This window comes from Halogeometricum sp. S3BR5-2 (assembly GCF_031624635.1).
In the GTDB taxonomy this organism is placed as follows: domain Archaea; phylum Halobacteriota; class Halobacteria; order Halobacteriales; family Haloferacaceae; genus Halogeometricum; species Halogeometricum luteum.
Map to the genome: position 1 here is coordinate 334040 of NZ_JAMQOQ010000004.1, position 15983 is coordinate 350022.

The window sequence follows — 15983 nt, forward strand, 5'->3', positions numbered from 1 at the left end:
TAGTTTTGCTCTCTTTTCTAGTTTGTCCGTACTCGGCGAATCCCTGTCTCCGAGCGGAACCAGGTCCGGCCGGGCCGACAGACCTGTCCCTTGCTCTCCGAATCACCGTCTACTCGGTAGACGTCGACGAACCCCACTCCGCAGTCATCGGACGGTTCCGGGAGAGACGCCGCGACGCGTCCGTCGCGAACGTCGCTCGGTTACGGTCGTGTCGTCATCTTCCGGGACTCTCACGCCCCCTATTTCGTCTCGGAGCGCTCATCTTCCGAGCGCCGAGATTTTTCGTCAACTGGCCAATTGTTTTTATACGTTCTCGAAGGCATTCCTCGTGACGTTATGTCACAGTCAGTTCACGACCGACGCGCAGACGCTCTCGACGGAGACGCACGAGCGCTGTTGGACGAACTCGTCGAGGTCGGTGCACCGGACCTGACTCACCTCTCTCCGGAGCAGGCCCGGACGCTGCTCGGCGACCTGTTCACGCCGGACGCCGACCCGGAACCGGTCTCTCTGGTCGAGGAGCGGACGATTCCGGCGTACGCGCGCGACATCCGCGTTCGGCTCTACGACCCGAATCCGGACGAGGCGCTTCCGGCCGTCGTCTACTTCCACGGCGGGGGCTGGGTCGTCGGCGGGTTGGACACGCACGACAAGGTCGCTCGCGCGCTCGCCGCCGAAGGGGACTGCGTCGTCGTCTCCGTCGACTATCGGAAGGGGCCGGAGCACCCGTTCCCCGCGGCCGTCGAGGACGCCTACCTCGCGACGAAGTGGACCGCCGACAACGCCGCGGAACTCGGGGCCGGCGGCGGGCTCGCCGTCGCGGGCGAGAGCGCCGGCGGGAACCTCGCCACCGTCGTCGCGCAGATGGCGGCCGAGAACGCCGTCGGCGCGCCGGAAATCGACCACCAACTGCTGTTCTACCCCGTGACCGACCACTCGTTCGACACGCCGTCCTACGAGGAGAACGCCGACGGCTACTTCCTCACCGCCCGGGCGATGGTGTGGTTCTGGAACCACTACCTCGAGTCCGATATCGACGGCGCGAACCCCCGGGCCTCCCCCCTGCGCGCCCCGGCGGACGTCCTCGAAGCGCTGCCGCCGGCGACGCTGTTCACCTGCGGGTACGACCCCCTCCGCGACGAGCAGTTCGCGTACGGCGAGCGGCTCGAAGACGCGGGCGTCGCCGTCGAACACGCGCACTACGACGACATGATTCACGACTTCGCCAACATGAGTCAACTCGCCGACCCCTTCCCGAGCATCGGCGCCGCCGCCGACGCCCACGCCCGCGCCGGCGCGGCGCTTCGAGGGGCCTTCGAGTAGGCGGTCGGAATGTCCGCAAACGACACCACCGCCTACGAGTCGACGGGGTTCTACAGCCGCGGGACCCGCTGTGCGGCATCGCTGTACCGTCCCCCGGACTCCGAGACGGACGCGGACCCGCCCGTCGTGGTGATGGCGAACGGGTTCGGACTGCCACGGCGGGCCGGACTCCCCGCTTTCGCCGAGCGGTTCGCCGCCCGCGGACTGGCCGTCCTCCTGTTCGACTACCGCTCGCTCGGCGAGAGCGAGGGCGACCCGCGAAACCTCGCGCTCCCGTTCGCGCAGGTCGCGGACTGGCGGGCCGCGATTTCGCACGCTCGGACCATCGACGGCGTCGACGGCGACCGAATCGGCGTCTGGGGCTTCTCGCTCGGCGGCGGCGGGGCGCTCGTCGCCGCCGCCCGGGAGGACGTCGACGCCTACGTCGGCCAAACGCCGATATTCGACGGCGCGCGCACGCTCTCCTACATCGTCGGACAGATGGGCCCGACCTACGGGCTCCGTACGACGGCCGCGGGTCTCCGCGACCTCGGGCGGAAGTACACCGGCCGGGAGCCGTACTACATCCCCATCTGGGGGACGTACCCCGACGAACTGCCGGCGCTCCCCACGCCCGGTTCGAAGGAGGGACACGAGGCCGTCGCCGGCGAGGACGCGACCGACCCGTCGGTGAACCGCTGTGCGGCCCGCGCGTTCGTCACGTTCGGTCTCTACCGACCGATAACGAATGCGCGCTCGCTCGACTGTCCGGCGCTCGTCGTCGAGGGGACGCGGGACCAAATCGCGCCGAAGGGAGCCATCTCCGCGACGGTCGACCGACTCCGAGACGTGCGGTGGGTCGCCGTCGACGCCGACCACTTCGGGGCGTTCTTCGGCGAGACGTTCGAGGAAGTCGTCGAGGTGGAGGGCGCGTTCCTCGAACGGCACCTGCTCGGCGAGGGTGAGGCGGCCGTCGTCGAAGACGACGCACTCGCCTGAGCCGTTCGGACGCTCGGCCGTGGCGGTTCCCGCCCGACGCGGAACGGCGTTCAGAAGTCGCCGAGCGCGGTCTGGTTCCGCTTCAGCGCCGTCGCCTCGTAACCGCGCCGCGTCAGGGTCTCCGCGAAGGCGTCCGTCGACCCGTGCTGGGTGTACACTCGGTCGGGGTCGACGGCGTCGACGAGGTCGCAGAGTTCCGCGAAGTCGCAGTGATCGGAGAGGGGAAACGTCTCGTCGAAGTCGCCGCGGAACTTGAACGCGTCGTCGACGGCCCATCCCGAGAATCCCGCCTTGAGGGCGCCCGCCTCTTCGGCGAGGTTCCCGATCCAGTCGATTCGCGCCGTCGTCATCGGGAGGACGAGGGCGTCCCCCGGTCCGAGTTCCGTCTCGGACTCGTACTTCTCGGCGCCGAACGACACGTCGAGGTGCGACTCCACCACGTCGTTCACCCGGAAGACGGCGTCGGTGGTGAACAGGCGCTCGCGGCCTGCCTCTCGGGCGAGCAACTGGAGTTTCTGCGCCCGACCGAGAGCGTAGCCGAACAGCAGCACGGGTTCGTCCGTCTCCCGCAACCAGGAGACGATATCCGAGGCGACCGTCTCGTGGTCGGGGAAGACGTACTCGGGTTCGCCGTACGTCGTTTCGACGACGAGAACGTCGGCGTCCGGCGGTTCGAAGCCGTCGAGGTAGAATCGAGGTCGAGTGCAGACGTCGCCCGTGTAGAGGTAGCGGGTCCCGTCCGGGTCGGTCACGAGGGCGGCCGTCGACCCGGCGACGTGGCCCGCCGGGAACAGTTCGATTCGCTCGTCCGTCGTCGCGTGCAGGGGGATATCGCGGCGCGCCGACGCCAAGTCGGCGGTCAGCGGCGAGCACACCGCCGTCGCCTCGCCCTCGGGGAAGTGGTCGCCGTGCGCGTGGGAGACGACGGTGACGTCGCCGTCCGGATCGTCGGCGTCGCAGACGACGCGCGTGCCGTCGGAGAGCGTTATCTCGATGCCGTCGCGGTACTGGACCGTCACGTTCGGTCGTAGCACCGCGGACGCAAGGCGGTTCCGGGCGGAGCGGGACGAACCGAGGACGTTCACTGTGAGTCGAACAGCGACTCGACCCGGTCCAGCGTGTCCGCATCGCCGCGGCCGAGGTCCGGACGGACGCCGAGGAAGCGCGGGAAGCGGAGCGCGTACCCCGAGTCGTACTCCGTCGAGGACTGTATCTCCTCGTACGCGACTTCGAGCACCACCTCGGGCTTCAGTTCGACGAGGCGCCCCTCCCGGTTCACGACGCGCGCTTCGAGTTCCTCGGTGAGGTCGGCCAGTTCCTCGTCGGTGTAGCCGGTCGAGAGCCGACCGACTTCGCGGTGTTCGTCGGTCTCCGAGTCGTAACAGGCGAGGTAGAGCCGACCCAGCCACTCGCTCCGCCGGCCCTCGCTGTACTTCGCGCGGGTCACCACGAGGTCGAGCGGTTCCATCGTCGGCTTGAGTTTCAGCATGCGCCCGACGCGCCGCCCGGGTTGGTACGCCGCGGCCGCGTTCTTCATCATCAGCCCCTCGTGGCCGCGTTCCAGCGCCTCCTCGTAGAGCGTCGCCGCCGAATCGGGGTCCTCGGGCGACGCCGACGCGGACGCCGCCCGTTCGAGTCCGGCGACGCCCCCTTCGGGGTCCGGGTCGACCGGCGAGAACGCGGCTTCGAGGCGTTCCAGCCGTTCGGCCGCCGGGCGGTCGAGCGTCGTCTCGCCGTCGTAGAGGCAGTCGAACAGGTGGACGACGACGGGAATCTCCCCGACCATCGCCTCGATGTCGGACTCGCGTTTGACCCGCCGGGAGAGCGTCTGGAAGACGACCGGCGAGCGGGATTCCTCCCGAATCGTCTCGGGCGCGTACCCGACGAGTTCGCCGTCGAAGACGGCCCGTTCGGTCGCGGTCCCCGCCGTCCCCTCGCGGACCGCGCGGACGACGTCCGGGAACTGAGTCGTCACCTCTTCGAGACGCCTCGTGAACAGTCGCACGTCGTCGCCGTCGACGTGCACCTGTATCCGGATGCCGTCGTACTTGTACTCACATCTGACCGCCTCCCCGCCGTCCGCCGCGGCGTCGGACAGGCCGTCACCCAGCGTTTCGGCCTTCTCGGCGAGCATCAGCTGAATCGGTCTGAACAGTTCCACGTCGAGTTCTCCGAGGGCGTCGACGCCGCCGTCGCGCGCCGTCTCCGCGACGACGGCGAAGTCGTTCGTCACCTGATAGGCGCGTTCGACCGCGTCGACCGACCCCTCCTCGCCGTCGAGGAAGGCGACGGCGATGGCGTCCCGAATCGTCCCCTCGCCGACGCCGACCCGCAGGTGTCCGAGGGCGGTCCGGACGACGTAGCGGGCCTCGTCGGCCGTCGCGTCGGAGACGAGTCCGGCGAGGGCGTCGACGCGCCGCCCCTGACTCCCCTCCCCCTCGTAGTCGGCCAGTCCGCGCAGGTCGTCGTGGACGCGTTCGACGGTCAACTCGCGGGAGAACAGCGTCTGCTGGCCACCGTTGTCGACGGCCCACGCCGCCGCGTCGCCGAGGTCGCCCGTCTCGCGCCACCGCTCGCGCACCTCCGCTTCGGCGGCGCCGGTCGCCGCGAGGACGGCCTCCAAGGTGAGACTGGAAGAGACGCCGAGTTCCCCGCGGTCGTACGCGGGGAACAGTCGCCCGCGCGCGAGGACGACCAGTCGCGGCAGGAGGTCGCCGGCGCCGGCGAACGCCTCGGCCAGGATATCGCGCTTCTCGTTGTTCGAGGCCGTCGCCGCGAGGCGGTCGTACACGTCGACGAGAGCGGCGTACTCCATCGACGTCGCTAGGGGCGGGAGCGGCAAAAGGCTCTCGCGGCCGGCGGTTCAGAACACCGCCGCGACCGCCGCCCGCACCACCGGAACCCACAGACGCTGGCGACACTGCCCACGCTGGAATCAGACGATACGGAACGTCGGAAACGAGGGGTGAGGGGAGGGCGGTCACCGGCGTCGTCCGCCTCGAACCCGGAGGTTCGCCGACCCGACGTTTCTTACCCGTCGTCCGTGATAGAGTGTACATGGTATCGAGTGACGACGTGCTGTCGCGCGACCCGGACGACACGGTGCGAGTGCTGGACGCCGACGGGGCCGTCGTCGCGCCGGACCTCCTGCCGGACCTGGGCGGGGAGACGCTCGCCTCGATGTACCGCGATATGCTGTTCTGTCGGCGGTTCGACGAGCGGATGATAAGCCTCCAGCGGCAGGGGCGCATCGGGACGTACTCGTCGCTCGCCGGGCAGGAGGGCTCGCAGATGGGGTCGACGTACGCGCTCGCCCCCGAGGACATCGTCTCCTACCAGTACCGCGAGCACGGCGCCGTCGTCGGCCGCGGGTTCCCGTGGGAGTACCTCCTCTACTGGGCGGGCCACGAGGCGGGGAACGCGGCGCTGGCCGACGAGGAGATTCTCCCGCTGAACATCGCCATCGCGGACCACCTCCCGCACGTCGTCGGCGCGGCGATGGCGTTCAAACTCCGGGAGGAGTCGCGGGTGGCCGTGGCGCACTTCGGCGACGGCGCGACGAGCGAGGGGGACTTCCACGAGGCGATGAACTTCGCCGGCGTGTACGACGTGCCCGCGGTGTTCGTCTGCAACAACAACCAGTGGGCCATCTCGACGCCGCGGGCGCGACAGACCGCGAGCGAGACGTTCGCCGGGAAGGCCGTCGCCTACGGATTCGACGGGGTGCGGGTCGACGGGATGGACCCGCTGGCCACCTACGTCGTGACGCGGGCGGCCCGCGAGCGAGCGCTGGACGCCGAGAGCGACGACCCGCGTCCGACGCTCGTCGAGGCGGTGCAGTACCGCTTCGGCGCGCACACGACGGCCGACGACCCCTCCGTCTATCGGGACGACGCGGAGGTCGAAGAATGGAAGAAGAAGGACCCGTTGGACCGCTTCGAGGCGTTCCTCCGCGACCGGGGGCACCTCGACGACGAGCGGAAAGCGGAGATGGAGGCCGAGGTGAAGGAGACGCTGGCGGACGCCGTCGACCGGATGGAGTCGTTCGAGGCCGACCCCGAGTCGATGTTCGACTACACCTACGCGGAGGCGACGCCCGAGATTCGGGAACAGCGCGAACGGTTCCGAGACCTGCGCGAGCGACGGGGCGACGAATCGTTCCTGCGGGAGTAGCGCCGCCGTCGCCCGAGAACGACGGCGGGGAGTCGAGGCGACCGATTCGGCGCTACTCGTACCGGTCGTCGGCGCCGTTGAGCGCCATCCAGTACCGAATCAGCGCCGAGGCGTCCTTCTCCTCGTCGTCGGCGAGGCGGCGGGTCGCGCGGAAGGCCTCGTGGACGACGGCGTTCATCGGGAGGGCCGTCCCCTCCTCGTGGGCGACGGACCGCGCGTAGCCGATGTCCTTGTCCCAGATGGCCCGCGCGCCCAGTCCCTCGACGTCCCGCGTGAAGTCGCCGGTGAGGAAGTTCTCCGCGACGTCCATGCCGAAGAACTCGGCGAACAGCGTCGGGTCGACCCCGTTGTCGCGGGCGAACTCGACTATCTCGGCGTCGAGCGCCCGCCGCCCGGCGTAGCGCATCTGGAGGCCGAGTTTGAGTATCGTCCCGTCGGGGACGGGGCCGACTCTGACGTGCGCGTCCGAGAGCACGTCGAGCAACGGCGTCGCCGCCGCGTAGTGCTCCTCGCTCCCGCCGACCATCATCTGATAGCCCTCCCTCGGCGCCGCGCCGGTGATCGGCGCTTCGACGAACCTCGCTCCGACCTCGGCGCACAGGTCCTCGCAGACCCGCGAGGTGTCCGGGTGCGTGGTCGTGGCGTCGACGAGGAGTTGCCCCTTCGAGAGCGACCCCGCGAGTCCGTCCGCGCCCTCCATCGTCGCCTCCACCTCCGGACTCCCGGGCACCGCCATCACCACCGCGTCGGTGGCCTCCGCGACCGCCGCCGGGGAGTCGGCCGCCGTCGCGCCGCGGTCGACCGCCTCTTCGACTCGTTCGTCGTCGACGTCGTACACCGTCACCTCGCGGTCGGGGAGCAGTCGGTCGAGGAACTCCGTCCCGATGTAGCCGGCGCCGACGAGTCCGATTCGGTCCATGCGTCGTGCCGTCGACGGCGTTCCTCAATAAACCTCGGACGCTCGCCCCTGACCGGCTCCCGACCGATACCCGACCGAGCCACTCCGGTATCCGCTCGGTCGGTGCGCTTTTGGGAGCGACGGGAGACGTTCGGCCGATGGCGCACGACATCGCGGTGATACCCGGCGACGGCATCGGCAGAGAGGTGGTCTCGGAGGCGTTTCCGCTCGTCAGAGACGTAGCCGAGGCGCGCGGTACGACGCTCGCACCGACGGAGTTCGACTGGGGGAGCGAGCGGTATCTGGAGGAAGGAGAGATGATGCCCGAGGACGGACTGGACCGCCTCGAAGCCTACGACTCGATTCTCCTCGGCGCGGTCGGACATCCGGACGTTCCCGACCACGTCACCCTGCACGGACTGCGCCTCCCGATAACGAAGGGGTTCGACCAGCACGTCTGCCGGCGGCCCTCGTACCTCTTCGAGGGGGTGGACAGCCCCCTCCGCGGGTACGACGCCGGCGAGATAGATTTCGTCGTCTACCGGCAGAACACCGAGGGGGAGTACGCCCACGTCGGCGGGCGGGAGCACGAGGGCTCCGACAACGAAGTCGCGGTGCAGAGCGCGGTGTTCACACGGGAGGCGACGGAGCGACTCGTCCGGCCCGCGTTCGAGGCGGCGGCCGCCCGCGAGGGGAAACTGACCAACGTCACGAAGTCGAACGCGCAGGCGTACGGTATGGTGTTCTGGGACGACGTGGTCGAGGAGGTGAGCGCCGACTACCCCGGCGTGGAGGTGGAGCGACTGCTGGTCGACGCCGCGAGCATGGACTTCGTGCGCCGCCCCGAGGAGTTCGACGTGATAGCGGCGTCGAACCTCTTCGGCGACGTCCTGACCGACCTCGGCGCCATTATCTCCGGAAGTATCGGGCTGGCACCCTCCGCGAACGTCGACCCGACGGGGACGTATCCCTCGATGTTCGAACCGGTCCACGGGAGCGCCTTCGACATCACGGGCGACGGCGTGGCGAACCCTCTCGCGACCGTGCTCTCGTGTTCGATGATGCTCCGGAACCTCGGCGAGGAGGATGTCGCGGACGCCCTCCGCGAGGGGGTCGCGGCACAACTCGCCGACGAATCGGCGCCCCGAACGCCGGATATCGGCGGCGAGGGGACGACCGAAGAGGTCGTCTCCGACCTCCGAACCCGACTGCTCGGGTGAGTACAACCGGGACCGCGAGGTGTGTCGCCTCCGCCGACTCGGAACTCCTCGCTCTCGGCAGACTGCGGCTACTTTCCTTTCTTCCCGGGGTTCGTCGCGATGTCGGCCCAGACGAGTCGGTGGTCCGACGCTTCGTCGACGTCCTCCAGCAGACCGTCCTCCGTCGTGGCCTCGCTCGGCCAGACGACCGACGAGTCCCGCAGCGAGAGGTCCGGAGAGGGGAGGACGTAGTCGATGAGTTCGACGACGCCCTCCACGTCGCCGCCGGAACGCGTCCCGGTGGGAAGGCCGTACTGGAACCCGCCCGGACTCGTCGGGAGGCGGTCGGTGTTGAAGTCGTCGTTGTCGACGAAGAACTTCTGTGCGGGTTGGAGCGGGCGGGCGTCTCGACCCCGGCCCGGGCCGGCGTTCATGTCGCCCATTAGCACGTACGACGCGTCGTCGTCGAGACCTCCGTGCTCGCCGCTGTCGTCGTAGATGTACTCCTCGCCGGCGACGTAGTCCGCGAAGAACCGGACCTCGTCGTGGTTCCACTTCCCGTTGAAGTTGTTCGCGCCGTCGAAGCCCGGCGGCGTCGGGTGCGCGAACAGGCCGTGGACCGTTCCCCCCTTGACTCGGAACGGAACGTCGACGTGCGTCTTCGAGGAGAGCCGGTAGACGTCGAGTTCCTCCTCGGTGAGGTAGAGCGCCGTCCCGTCGCCTTCGGGGTCCGTGACGACTCCTTCCTCGCCCTTCACCGGGATGAGGTTGTCTGGCATATCGGCCCACTTGAACGTCTGGAAGGTCCGTATCTCCGATTCTACGATCGGGTACTTGCTCGCGACCGCGAACGCGTAGTGGCCGGGGAACTCACCGAACCCGAACGCGTCGCCGGGCCGCGCACCGGCCTCTCCGTCCTTGTTGAAGTCGTAGTCCTCGTCGGGGAGGACGCCCGTGTTGCTGGTCGGCTGGTACGTGTGTTCGTAGTCGATACCGTCGAGGTCGTCCCGTTGCGGAACGCTGAGGTAGTTCTCGACGAACGCGTCGATATTCGTAGTATCGGTGTGTTCGCCCTCCTGCAGGTTGTTCGTGAGTTCGTTGACGACGAGGACGTCCGGTTGAGCCTCCTGAACGACTCGGGCGGCCGCCTCCGCCTGCTCGTCGCCTTGCTCTTGAACCTGCCCCGTCTCCAGTTCGATCACGTTGAAGGCCGCGTAGCGCACCCCGCGCCGCCGGTTTCGATTCCGTCGCCCCTGTCGACCGCTAGCGACACCGGTCAATCCGGCAGCTGCTGCCGTACCGCCTATCGTCTTGAGTAGCGTTCGTCTCGTTTGAAATAGCGACATCGAGTACGTTGATACAACGGGTTGTTATTAAATTCATAATATGTGTATCGGAGAAATTTTCTAATCCGAACTAATATCTCGCCGGTCGACGATTCGCAGTAGCGGTTCCGACGACAGTTCCCTGCTTCCGTGATTGATACTCACTGACATCTCGTAGCCCGGCCGAAACTCGCCGAGGAGGGATCCGCCGTCGCCGCCCACGCGAGAAACCTCCGTCCTCGGACGTTGGCGAGAATGCGGACGAACGCACGGTCTCGACTCAACAGACGTGTGATCTTCCGAACCGCCGGAATAGCGGTTCGCAGGTCGTCTCTCCCGGATTCTACGGCTTGAATGGGGTGGGATGAGGGGACAGCGCTGACCCCCTTAAATCTACTTTGCTTTATTGGACTAAAACAAAGTAGACTGTAAACTCGCCTGAAGCACGGAATTTGCCATCTATACGCCACCACTGTACAGATTTCAAATATATAAACTACCAGTCGCTATACCAATTCTGTTCGTACGAAGACTTTTTGTTTGAAGGCAGAGAGAGTCAATTGATGTCCGAGGAAAATAACAAGACATCTACGAGCACCGACGATACGGCATCTACTTCCGATACCGACTCCCCTATTGGCTCCTCTTCTCTCCAAGAACTATGGGAGACGCTCGCTTCTCTTCCGGCACTTGAGCACCCAGTTATTGAACCGGGTTTCGTTCATGCCGGGGTTGAGAATGTAGTCCGGAATCAACGGAGTGTCGAAGAGATTGTTCAAGAGTACGTGAGGTCAAGCGGAGTAGAAAGGATGTCAGACGCATTCTCGCCCCCTGAGTACCGGCAGGGGATTGTGCAGAGTACGGCTGAACAGGCCGCCAAGAGAATTCACAAGGCGGGCGTAAGTGCGGCTCTGCAACAGTTCCACGAACCCGAAGCCATAGTTTCTGCTCTTCAGCCTGCTATCCAGAATCAAAAGCTACTCGCCGAGGTCGTCGAAGAGATCGCTCGGCCAGCAGGAGCATCTCTTAGTCCCTCCCTGTTCGGAGTACCATCAACTTCGACCTCATCTACTGCCTACGCCCAGACCGAATCGGTTAGCTTCACCAGCGGTGTCGCAGTAGGCGAAAGTCGAACATCGACGAGTAACAGTTCGGCTTCGCAAGCAGTCTCACCGTCACATCGCGTCGACGATTACTCGTTTGCACTCCGGCAACTGCAGATCTTCTCCCTTCATTGTCGATACCGTGCTACGGAAGTTATAGACAACCCGGACGAAATCGCGGTCGTCACCCTTGTTGCTATTGTGTTCCTGCTCCAATTCGTGGAAATAGAGACCCTGACTGAGTTTGGCGCGCTAGCCGGTCTCTCCGGACTGGCCGTCCGTCTTGCCCTCTTCACTCTCAAAAAAGACAGACCAGGAATCAAGTAGGAGCCTTAGTCCCCTGCGAGGGCCGTTGCTTGTCGCTTCCGACTTCGGTTTTTCACGTAGATGTTCTTAACTGATAGTGGGGCCAACAGAGAGTCAGCGAGAATGAACAGAAAACCCGTCTCTTCCAGTAACCTCCGGAGTGTCGGATACGATTCATCGGCAAATACGTTAGAAATCGAGTTCCATAGCGGTCAAGTGTATCAATATTTCAACGTTCCAGAGTCAATCTACCAAGGGCTGATGAACGCCGCTTCGCACGGCAAGTACCACCACCGACACATCAAAAACAACTATCGATATAAGCGCATCTAGAACCAGTTAGAACCGACTCAGATTTTGATGGGGTGTAGAAGAGAGCAGCGCTGTATGCACTGAGAAAATGATACTCGGCTATTGACGGATCTCTTCCGAGAGGCACTGTCTAGTTAAACTGGATCGGCCGATTTCTCTCGCTTGAGGCGGATAGTGAGAATCATACTGAGTTTGAGAAACGACTCGACGGCTACTCGACCGGAGAGATGAGTAGTAGGGCGAACTGAATTCAGAGTTTGCACCGCTCTGTTTTCGTCAAGGAGCGAGCCTCACTCGTCCAAAATCGCTTATCTAGACAGTGCCCTCGGATATTCTTTCCTACTTTGAGCCCATCAGATTTTAGATAGGACGGAGTAGCTATCGGAAACGCAATTAAGTAACGCAATATAAATATAGGGAATTAAATATGGTTATTGTATAATTTCGACCTAGAAATATTCGGCCATACGTCGCATATCCGTACCTAAGTACCAAAAATCATGTAGGAGAGCACAACAGTCATACGAATTCTTTATTTGTTGCTTTTCCTCCGGCGGGGAGAGATGTAACGACGGAAATGGGTCTGTCTGACGTCTGAATAGAGGAGTTACAGGAGGGTCGCAATATACTGGACTTGAATCCGCCACGGTCGCCCACGCTTCTAGTTGGTGTCAGTCGTGCTGATCGCCCTCAGAGTCACTGACTGGGTCAAACTGAACGTGTGACCTATTACTCTACTTTTTGGAGCTGCCCCGCGTAGGTGGGTCCATCACCACTGAGTGGGTCGAATCCTGCGGTAATTACGGTTGCAGGCGGCAGGCCGGACGTCAAATACATTACTGAGCATCACGCGAACTCGGAATGCATCGGCAACCGGGGGCAACTATTTTCGGCCGCCGTTTTTTGCTCATCACTCGTCGCGCAACGTGATGACGGCGTCCAGCGCTAGTGCACCGTCGACGGACGCTAACACCGGATTGACGTCTATCTCGGCGATTTCCGTCCGTTCCGCCAGTAAGTCGCCGACGGTCCGCAGGACCGTTGCAAGCCCGTCGATATCCGCCGGGGCGCTCCCCCGGTACCCTTCGAGTAAGGGTGCGGAGCGAAGTTCTCGAAGTGCGGCGCGCGCCTCGGCGTCGGTGATGGGGGCGAGACGATGAGCGGTGTCCTCGAAGAGTTCGGTGAACACACCGCCGAGGCCCGCGAGCACGACCGGTCCGAAGGATGGGTCGCGGATTCCACCGACGATGACTTCCGTTCCGGAGGCCGTCTCCGCAGCGGCTTCGACGAGCACCTGAGCTTCGATACCGGCGTCGTCCGCGCGGCCCAGTATGTCTGCCGCGACATCAGCCGCTTCGTCCGCGTCAGTCACACCGACCGTCACGCCGAGACCGTCCATCCATTCGCTCTTGTGGACGACCGCCGGCGACGACACCTTCAGTACGGCGGGAAATCCGATCTCTTCGGCGGCATCTGCGGCTGCTCCGGGCGTCGAGACGACCTCGAATGCGGGCGTATCGACCCCCCACTCGGTGAGCACCGTCTTCGCTTCGGCCTCGGTGAGCGTCGTCCGACCGTCGGTGCGGGCGCGGGCGATGGGGTCCTCGCTCATCGGGTGCTCACCCCCGCGGGCGCGGCCGACGCAGAGACTCTCGCGTACTCCGCAAGCGCGACCATCGCATCCGCGACGTCTTCGGGTGACTCGAAAACGGAAACACCGATCTCTTCGAGAGCGGTGCGGTCGGCTTCCATCTGCGAGTGCGGAGCGGCGGTGGCGAACAGAACCGGTTTGCCGGTTTCCTCGGCCAATCCGTCGAGGGCGTCGACCGGGAACCCTAACGCGGCTTCGTGCAGTTCGTAGACGACTACCGCGTCGACGTTCGTATCTTCCGCCACCGCCCGAACGACGTCGCCGAAGGCTGGCATCGGTCGACCGGTATCGACTGGATTAGCGGCGTACGTAATTCCGGGGAGGATTTCGGTCACCCGCTCGGTCGTCTCCTCGGAGAGCGACGGGAGTGAAACCCCCGCCTGCTTGAGACGGTCCGCGATGACGATTCCGGGTCCAGCCTGCGCGGTGACGATACCGACGTTCGTTCCACGGGGAAGCGGTGCCGTCGCGGCGAGATGACCGGCGTCAAGCAGTTGGCTAGTAGATTCGACTGTCGGTACTCCGTACTGCGCGAATCCGGCCTCGTACAGCGCATGGTCGCCCGTGAGTGCTCCCGTGTGCGATTCCGCGAAATCGCTCACGTCGGCGGTGCCGACTTTGTATGCAAACACTGGTGTCTCCGCGTCGTAGCAGGTTTCGAGCAGCGAGCGCGCGTCGTCGGTTCCCTCAAGGTGAAGGGCGATCGCGCTCGTACTCGGGTCGGAATCGAAGTAGTCAATCGCCTCCTCGAAGCCGACGTTTGCCCGGTTCCCGAGACCGACCATCGCGGAGAGGCCGCGGCGCTCGTTCACCGCCCGAAACGCGACCGAATGAGCGATGCCGCCGCTCTGAGCGATCACGGCGAGGCCGCCCGCCGGGACGTCCTCCACCCCGGTCGCGAACGAAGCGTAGAGACCCTCGTCCGGGACGACGAAACCGCTCGTATTCGGGCCGAGGAGAGCGATACCGTGCTCCGTTGCACTCGCGGTGATCCGTCGTTGAAGCTCCCTTCCGTCCTCGCCTGCCTCCGCGAAACCGCCCGCGTAGATCACCGCTGCGCCGACCCCCGCTTCCCCGCACTCCTCGATAGTGTCAGGGACGACCGAGGCTGGCACACAGAGGAGCGCCAGATCGACGTCATCATCGATGGCTCCGATCGAACCGACGAACGATTCGCCGAATATCTCGCCCTCTCGGGAGGGATTCACCGGATAGACGGGCCCCTCGAAGTCGCGGACGTTCTCCATCGCTTCGTATCCGATTTTCCCCTCCGTCGTCGACGCTCCGACGACGGCGATCGAGGAAGGATCGAACAGCCTGCTAATCTCGATAGTGCGTGTCACGTGCACCCGTATTCGGAACGTTCTCATAGTGCTTTCGGGAGCACGTCGTCTCGATCGCGGTCGGGTTTCGTCAGGCGCCGTCTGAGGCGCCTGCGCTTCCACTCTGCGCCTCTCGAACGGCTGCGTACGGTGGTCAGTGCTACTGCGGATATCTCGAATGGTGTAGATTACCGCTTCCCGTTCCGGTCGACGATCAGAGGCGCACAGCAGCGAAGGCCGCTACTGAGTCCGCGACTACTGCTGTGCGATGACTCCGGCTCTGAGCGATCGATTCGTCTATTCTCCGAGATCCCCGTGAACGGTTAAAAACTAGCCATACAAGACTAAGTCTGTAATGGGTCAGGAGTCCCCTCTCAGCGCTTTGCATGAGGTTCGGTGTCGTTTACCAACGTACACTCCCGGCGGTCTCGTATTTCGGAACGGGGCGACAGGGGGGCGTTCGAGAAATTCGGACGACCGAACGCGGCCCCTGCGTCGGGGATCCGTGATTCGTGAGTTTGTATGGACGTAGCCTTGGTAGCTAACCACACGGTTGTGCGAAGCGGCAAACGTCCGAGATAATCGGATGATTTATACCCGCCGCGTACAGAACGATAAACCATGAGTAATAGTGTGTCGGGGCTGAAAACCGTCGAACGGGCGTTCGAGATACTCGAATTACTCAAAGAGAAGAAGGAAATCGGCGTCGCGGAACTCGCCCGCGAGATGGATATTCCGAAGAGCACGGTCCACGACTATCTCCGTACGCTGACGTCGATGGGCTACGCCGTCAACGAAAACGGGAAGTATCGACTGGGATTCAGACTGCTGGAGTTCGGGGGACAGCTGAAGTACCGGAACCGATTGTTCCACATCGCGAAGCCGGAACTCGAGCGCATCGCCGAGCAGACGGACGAGATAGTCAGCGTCAACGTCGAGGACCGGGGCCGTTTTGTCATTCTTCACGCGGAACACACCTCGAAGTCGCTCCAACTCGGAATCTATCCCGGAATCACGATTCCGATTCACACTCACGCGGCCGGCAAAGTGATGCTAGCCGGATACGACGACGGCAGGGTAGACGAAATCATCGACCAACACGGGCTGACCGCGGTGACAGAGCACACGATTACCGACCGCGACGAGTTGGAGGCCGAACTGGAAACGATACGCGAACAGGGATACGCGGTCGATTGGGACCAACAGGTCGTCGGGATGGGCGTCGTGGCGGCCCCGGTGAAGGTCGAAGATCAGGTCGTCGGATCAATCGGCATCGTCACCCCTACAGACCACCTTCGGGACGAGGAGTACTGCGCCGAACTCGCGAGCGAGGTACAGAAATCGGCCAACATCGTCTCGGTAAACTACCAGTACTCTCCCTAAGGACCTAGAG

At 64.5% G+C, this 15983-nt stretch carries 13 protein-coding genes; 7 read left to right on the forward strand and 6 right to left on the reverse strand.

Annotated features, from left to right (window positions below):
- Positions 1 to 336 precede the first annotated feature (336 nt).
- The gene (locus NDI79_RS16230) at positions 337 to 1323 is read left to right on the forward strand and encodes an alpha/beta hydrolase (RefSeq protein ID WP_310929655.1); all 987 of its coding nucleotides are present in this window, start codon (positions 337 to 339) and stop codon (positions 1321 to 1323) included.
- Positions 1324 to 1332: 9 nt separating this feature from the next.
- Positions 1333 to 2301, forward strand: a complete 969-nt coding sequence (locus tag NDI79_RS16235) for an alpha/beta hydrolase (protein WP_310929657.1) — start codon at positions 1333 to 1335, stop codon at positions 2299 to 2301.
- A gap of 50 nt (positions 2302 to 2351) precedes the next feature.
- Here the strand turns inward: NDI79_RS16235 and NDI79_RS16240 are convergent, their stop codons facing one another.
- Positions 2352 to 3320 (reverse strand): MBL fold metallo-hydrolase, encoded by a 969-nt coding sequence (locus NDI79_RS16240; protein ID WP_310929658.1) that lies wholly within the window; start codon positions 3318 to 3320, stop codon positions 2352 to 2354.
- Positions 3321 to 3382: 62 nt separating this feature from the next.
- On the reverse strand, positions 3383 to 5116 hold the full coding sequence (locus NDI79_RS16245) for an ATP-dependent DNA ligase (RefSeq protein WP_310929660.1): 1734 nt from the start codon (positions 5114 to 5116) through the stop codon (positions 3383 to 3385).
- A gap of 242 nt (positions 5117 to 5358) precedes the next feature.
- Here NDI79_RS16245 and pdhA point away from each other — a divergent pair, with 242 nt between their 5' ends.
- Positions 5359 to 6474: a pyruvate dehydrogenase (acetyl-transferring) E1 component subunit alpha gene (gene pdhA / locus NDI79_RS16250; protein ID WP_310929661.1), complete on the forward strand. Its 1116-nt coding sequence runs from the start codon at positions 5359 to 5361 to the stop codon at positions 6472 to 6474.
- Positions 6475 to 6526: 52 nt separating this feature from the next.
- Here the strand turns inward: pdhA and NDI79_RS16255 are convergent, their stop codons facing one another.
- Complete coding sequence (locus NDI79_RS16255; protein WP_310929662.1) at positions 6527 to 7393, reverse strand: NAD(P)-dependent oxidoreductase; 867 nt, start codon at positions 7391 to 7393, stop codon at positions 6527 to 6529.
- Between the two features lie 137 nt (positions 7394 to 7530).
- Between NDI79_RS16255 and NDI79_RS16260 the strand changes: the two genes are divergently transcribed.
- On the forward strand, positions 7531 to 8592 hold the full coding sequence (locus tag NDI79_RS16260; protein WP_310929663.1) for an isocitrate/isopropylmalate dehydrogenase family protein: 1062 nt from the start codon (positions 7531 to 7533) through the stop codon (positions 8590 to 8592).
- A 68-nt stretch (positions 8593 to 8660) separates the two neighbouring features.
- Here the strand turns inward: NDI79_RS16260 and NDI79_RS16265 are convergent, their stop codons facing one another.
- Entirely contained in the window at positions 8661 to 9773 is a 1113-nt protein-coding gene (locus tag NDI79_RS16265) for an endonuclease/exonuclease/phosphatase family protein (protein WP_425499625.1), read from the reverse strand.
- Positions 9774 to 10459: 686 nt separating this feature from the next.
- Between NDI79_RS16265 and NDI79_RS16270 the strand changes: the two genes are divergently transcribed.
- Together NDI79_RS16270 and NDI79_RS16275 are read left to right on the forward strand one after the other, a co-directional pair.
- A complete protein-coding gene (locus NDI79_RS16270) occupies positions 10460 to 11326 on the forward strand; it encodes a hypothetical protein (RefSeq protein ID WP_310929665.1) in 867 nt (288 codons plus the stop codon).
- A 102-nt stretch (positions 11327 to 11428) separates the two neighbouring features.
- The gene (locus NDI79_RS16275) at positions 11429 to 11638 is read left to right on the forward strand and encodes a KTSC domain-containing protein (protein ID WP_310929666.1); all 210 of its coding nucleotides are present in this window, start codon (positions 11429 to 11431) and stop codon (positions 11636 to 11638) included.
- A gap of 889 nt (positions 11639 to 12527) precedes the next feature.
- Here the strand turns inward: NDI79_RS16275 and NDI79_RS16280 are convergent.
- Both NDI79_RS16280 and NDI79_RS16285 read right to left on the reverse strand, forming a co-directional pair.
- Positions 12528 to 13229: an acetate--CoA ligase family protein gene (locus NDI79_RS16280; protein WP_310929667.1), complete on the reverse strand. Its 702-nt coding sequence runs from the start codon at positions 13227 to 13229 to the stop codon at positions 12528 to 12530.
- Positions 13226 to 14638, reverse strand: a complete 1413-nt coding sequence (locus tag NDI79_RS16285) for an acetate--CoA ligase family protein (protein ID WP_425499619.1) — start codon at positions 14636 to 14638, stop codon at positions 13226 to 13228. Before NDI79_RS16285 ends, NDI79_RS16280 begins: the two co-directional genes overlap by 4 nt.
- Before the next feature lie 573 nt (positions 14639 to 15211).
- Between NDI79_RS16285 and NDI79_RS16290 the strand changes: the two genes are divergently transcribed.
- On the forward strand, positions 15212 to 15973 hold the full coding sequence (locus NDI79_RS16290; RefSeq protein ID WP_310929670.1) for an IclR family transcriptional regulator: 762 nt from the start codon (positions 15212 to 15214) through the stop codon (positions 15971 to 15973).
- Positions 15974 to 15983 lie beyond the last annotated feature (10 nt).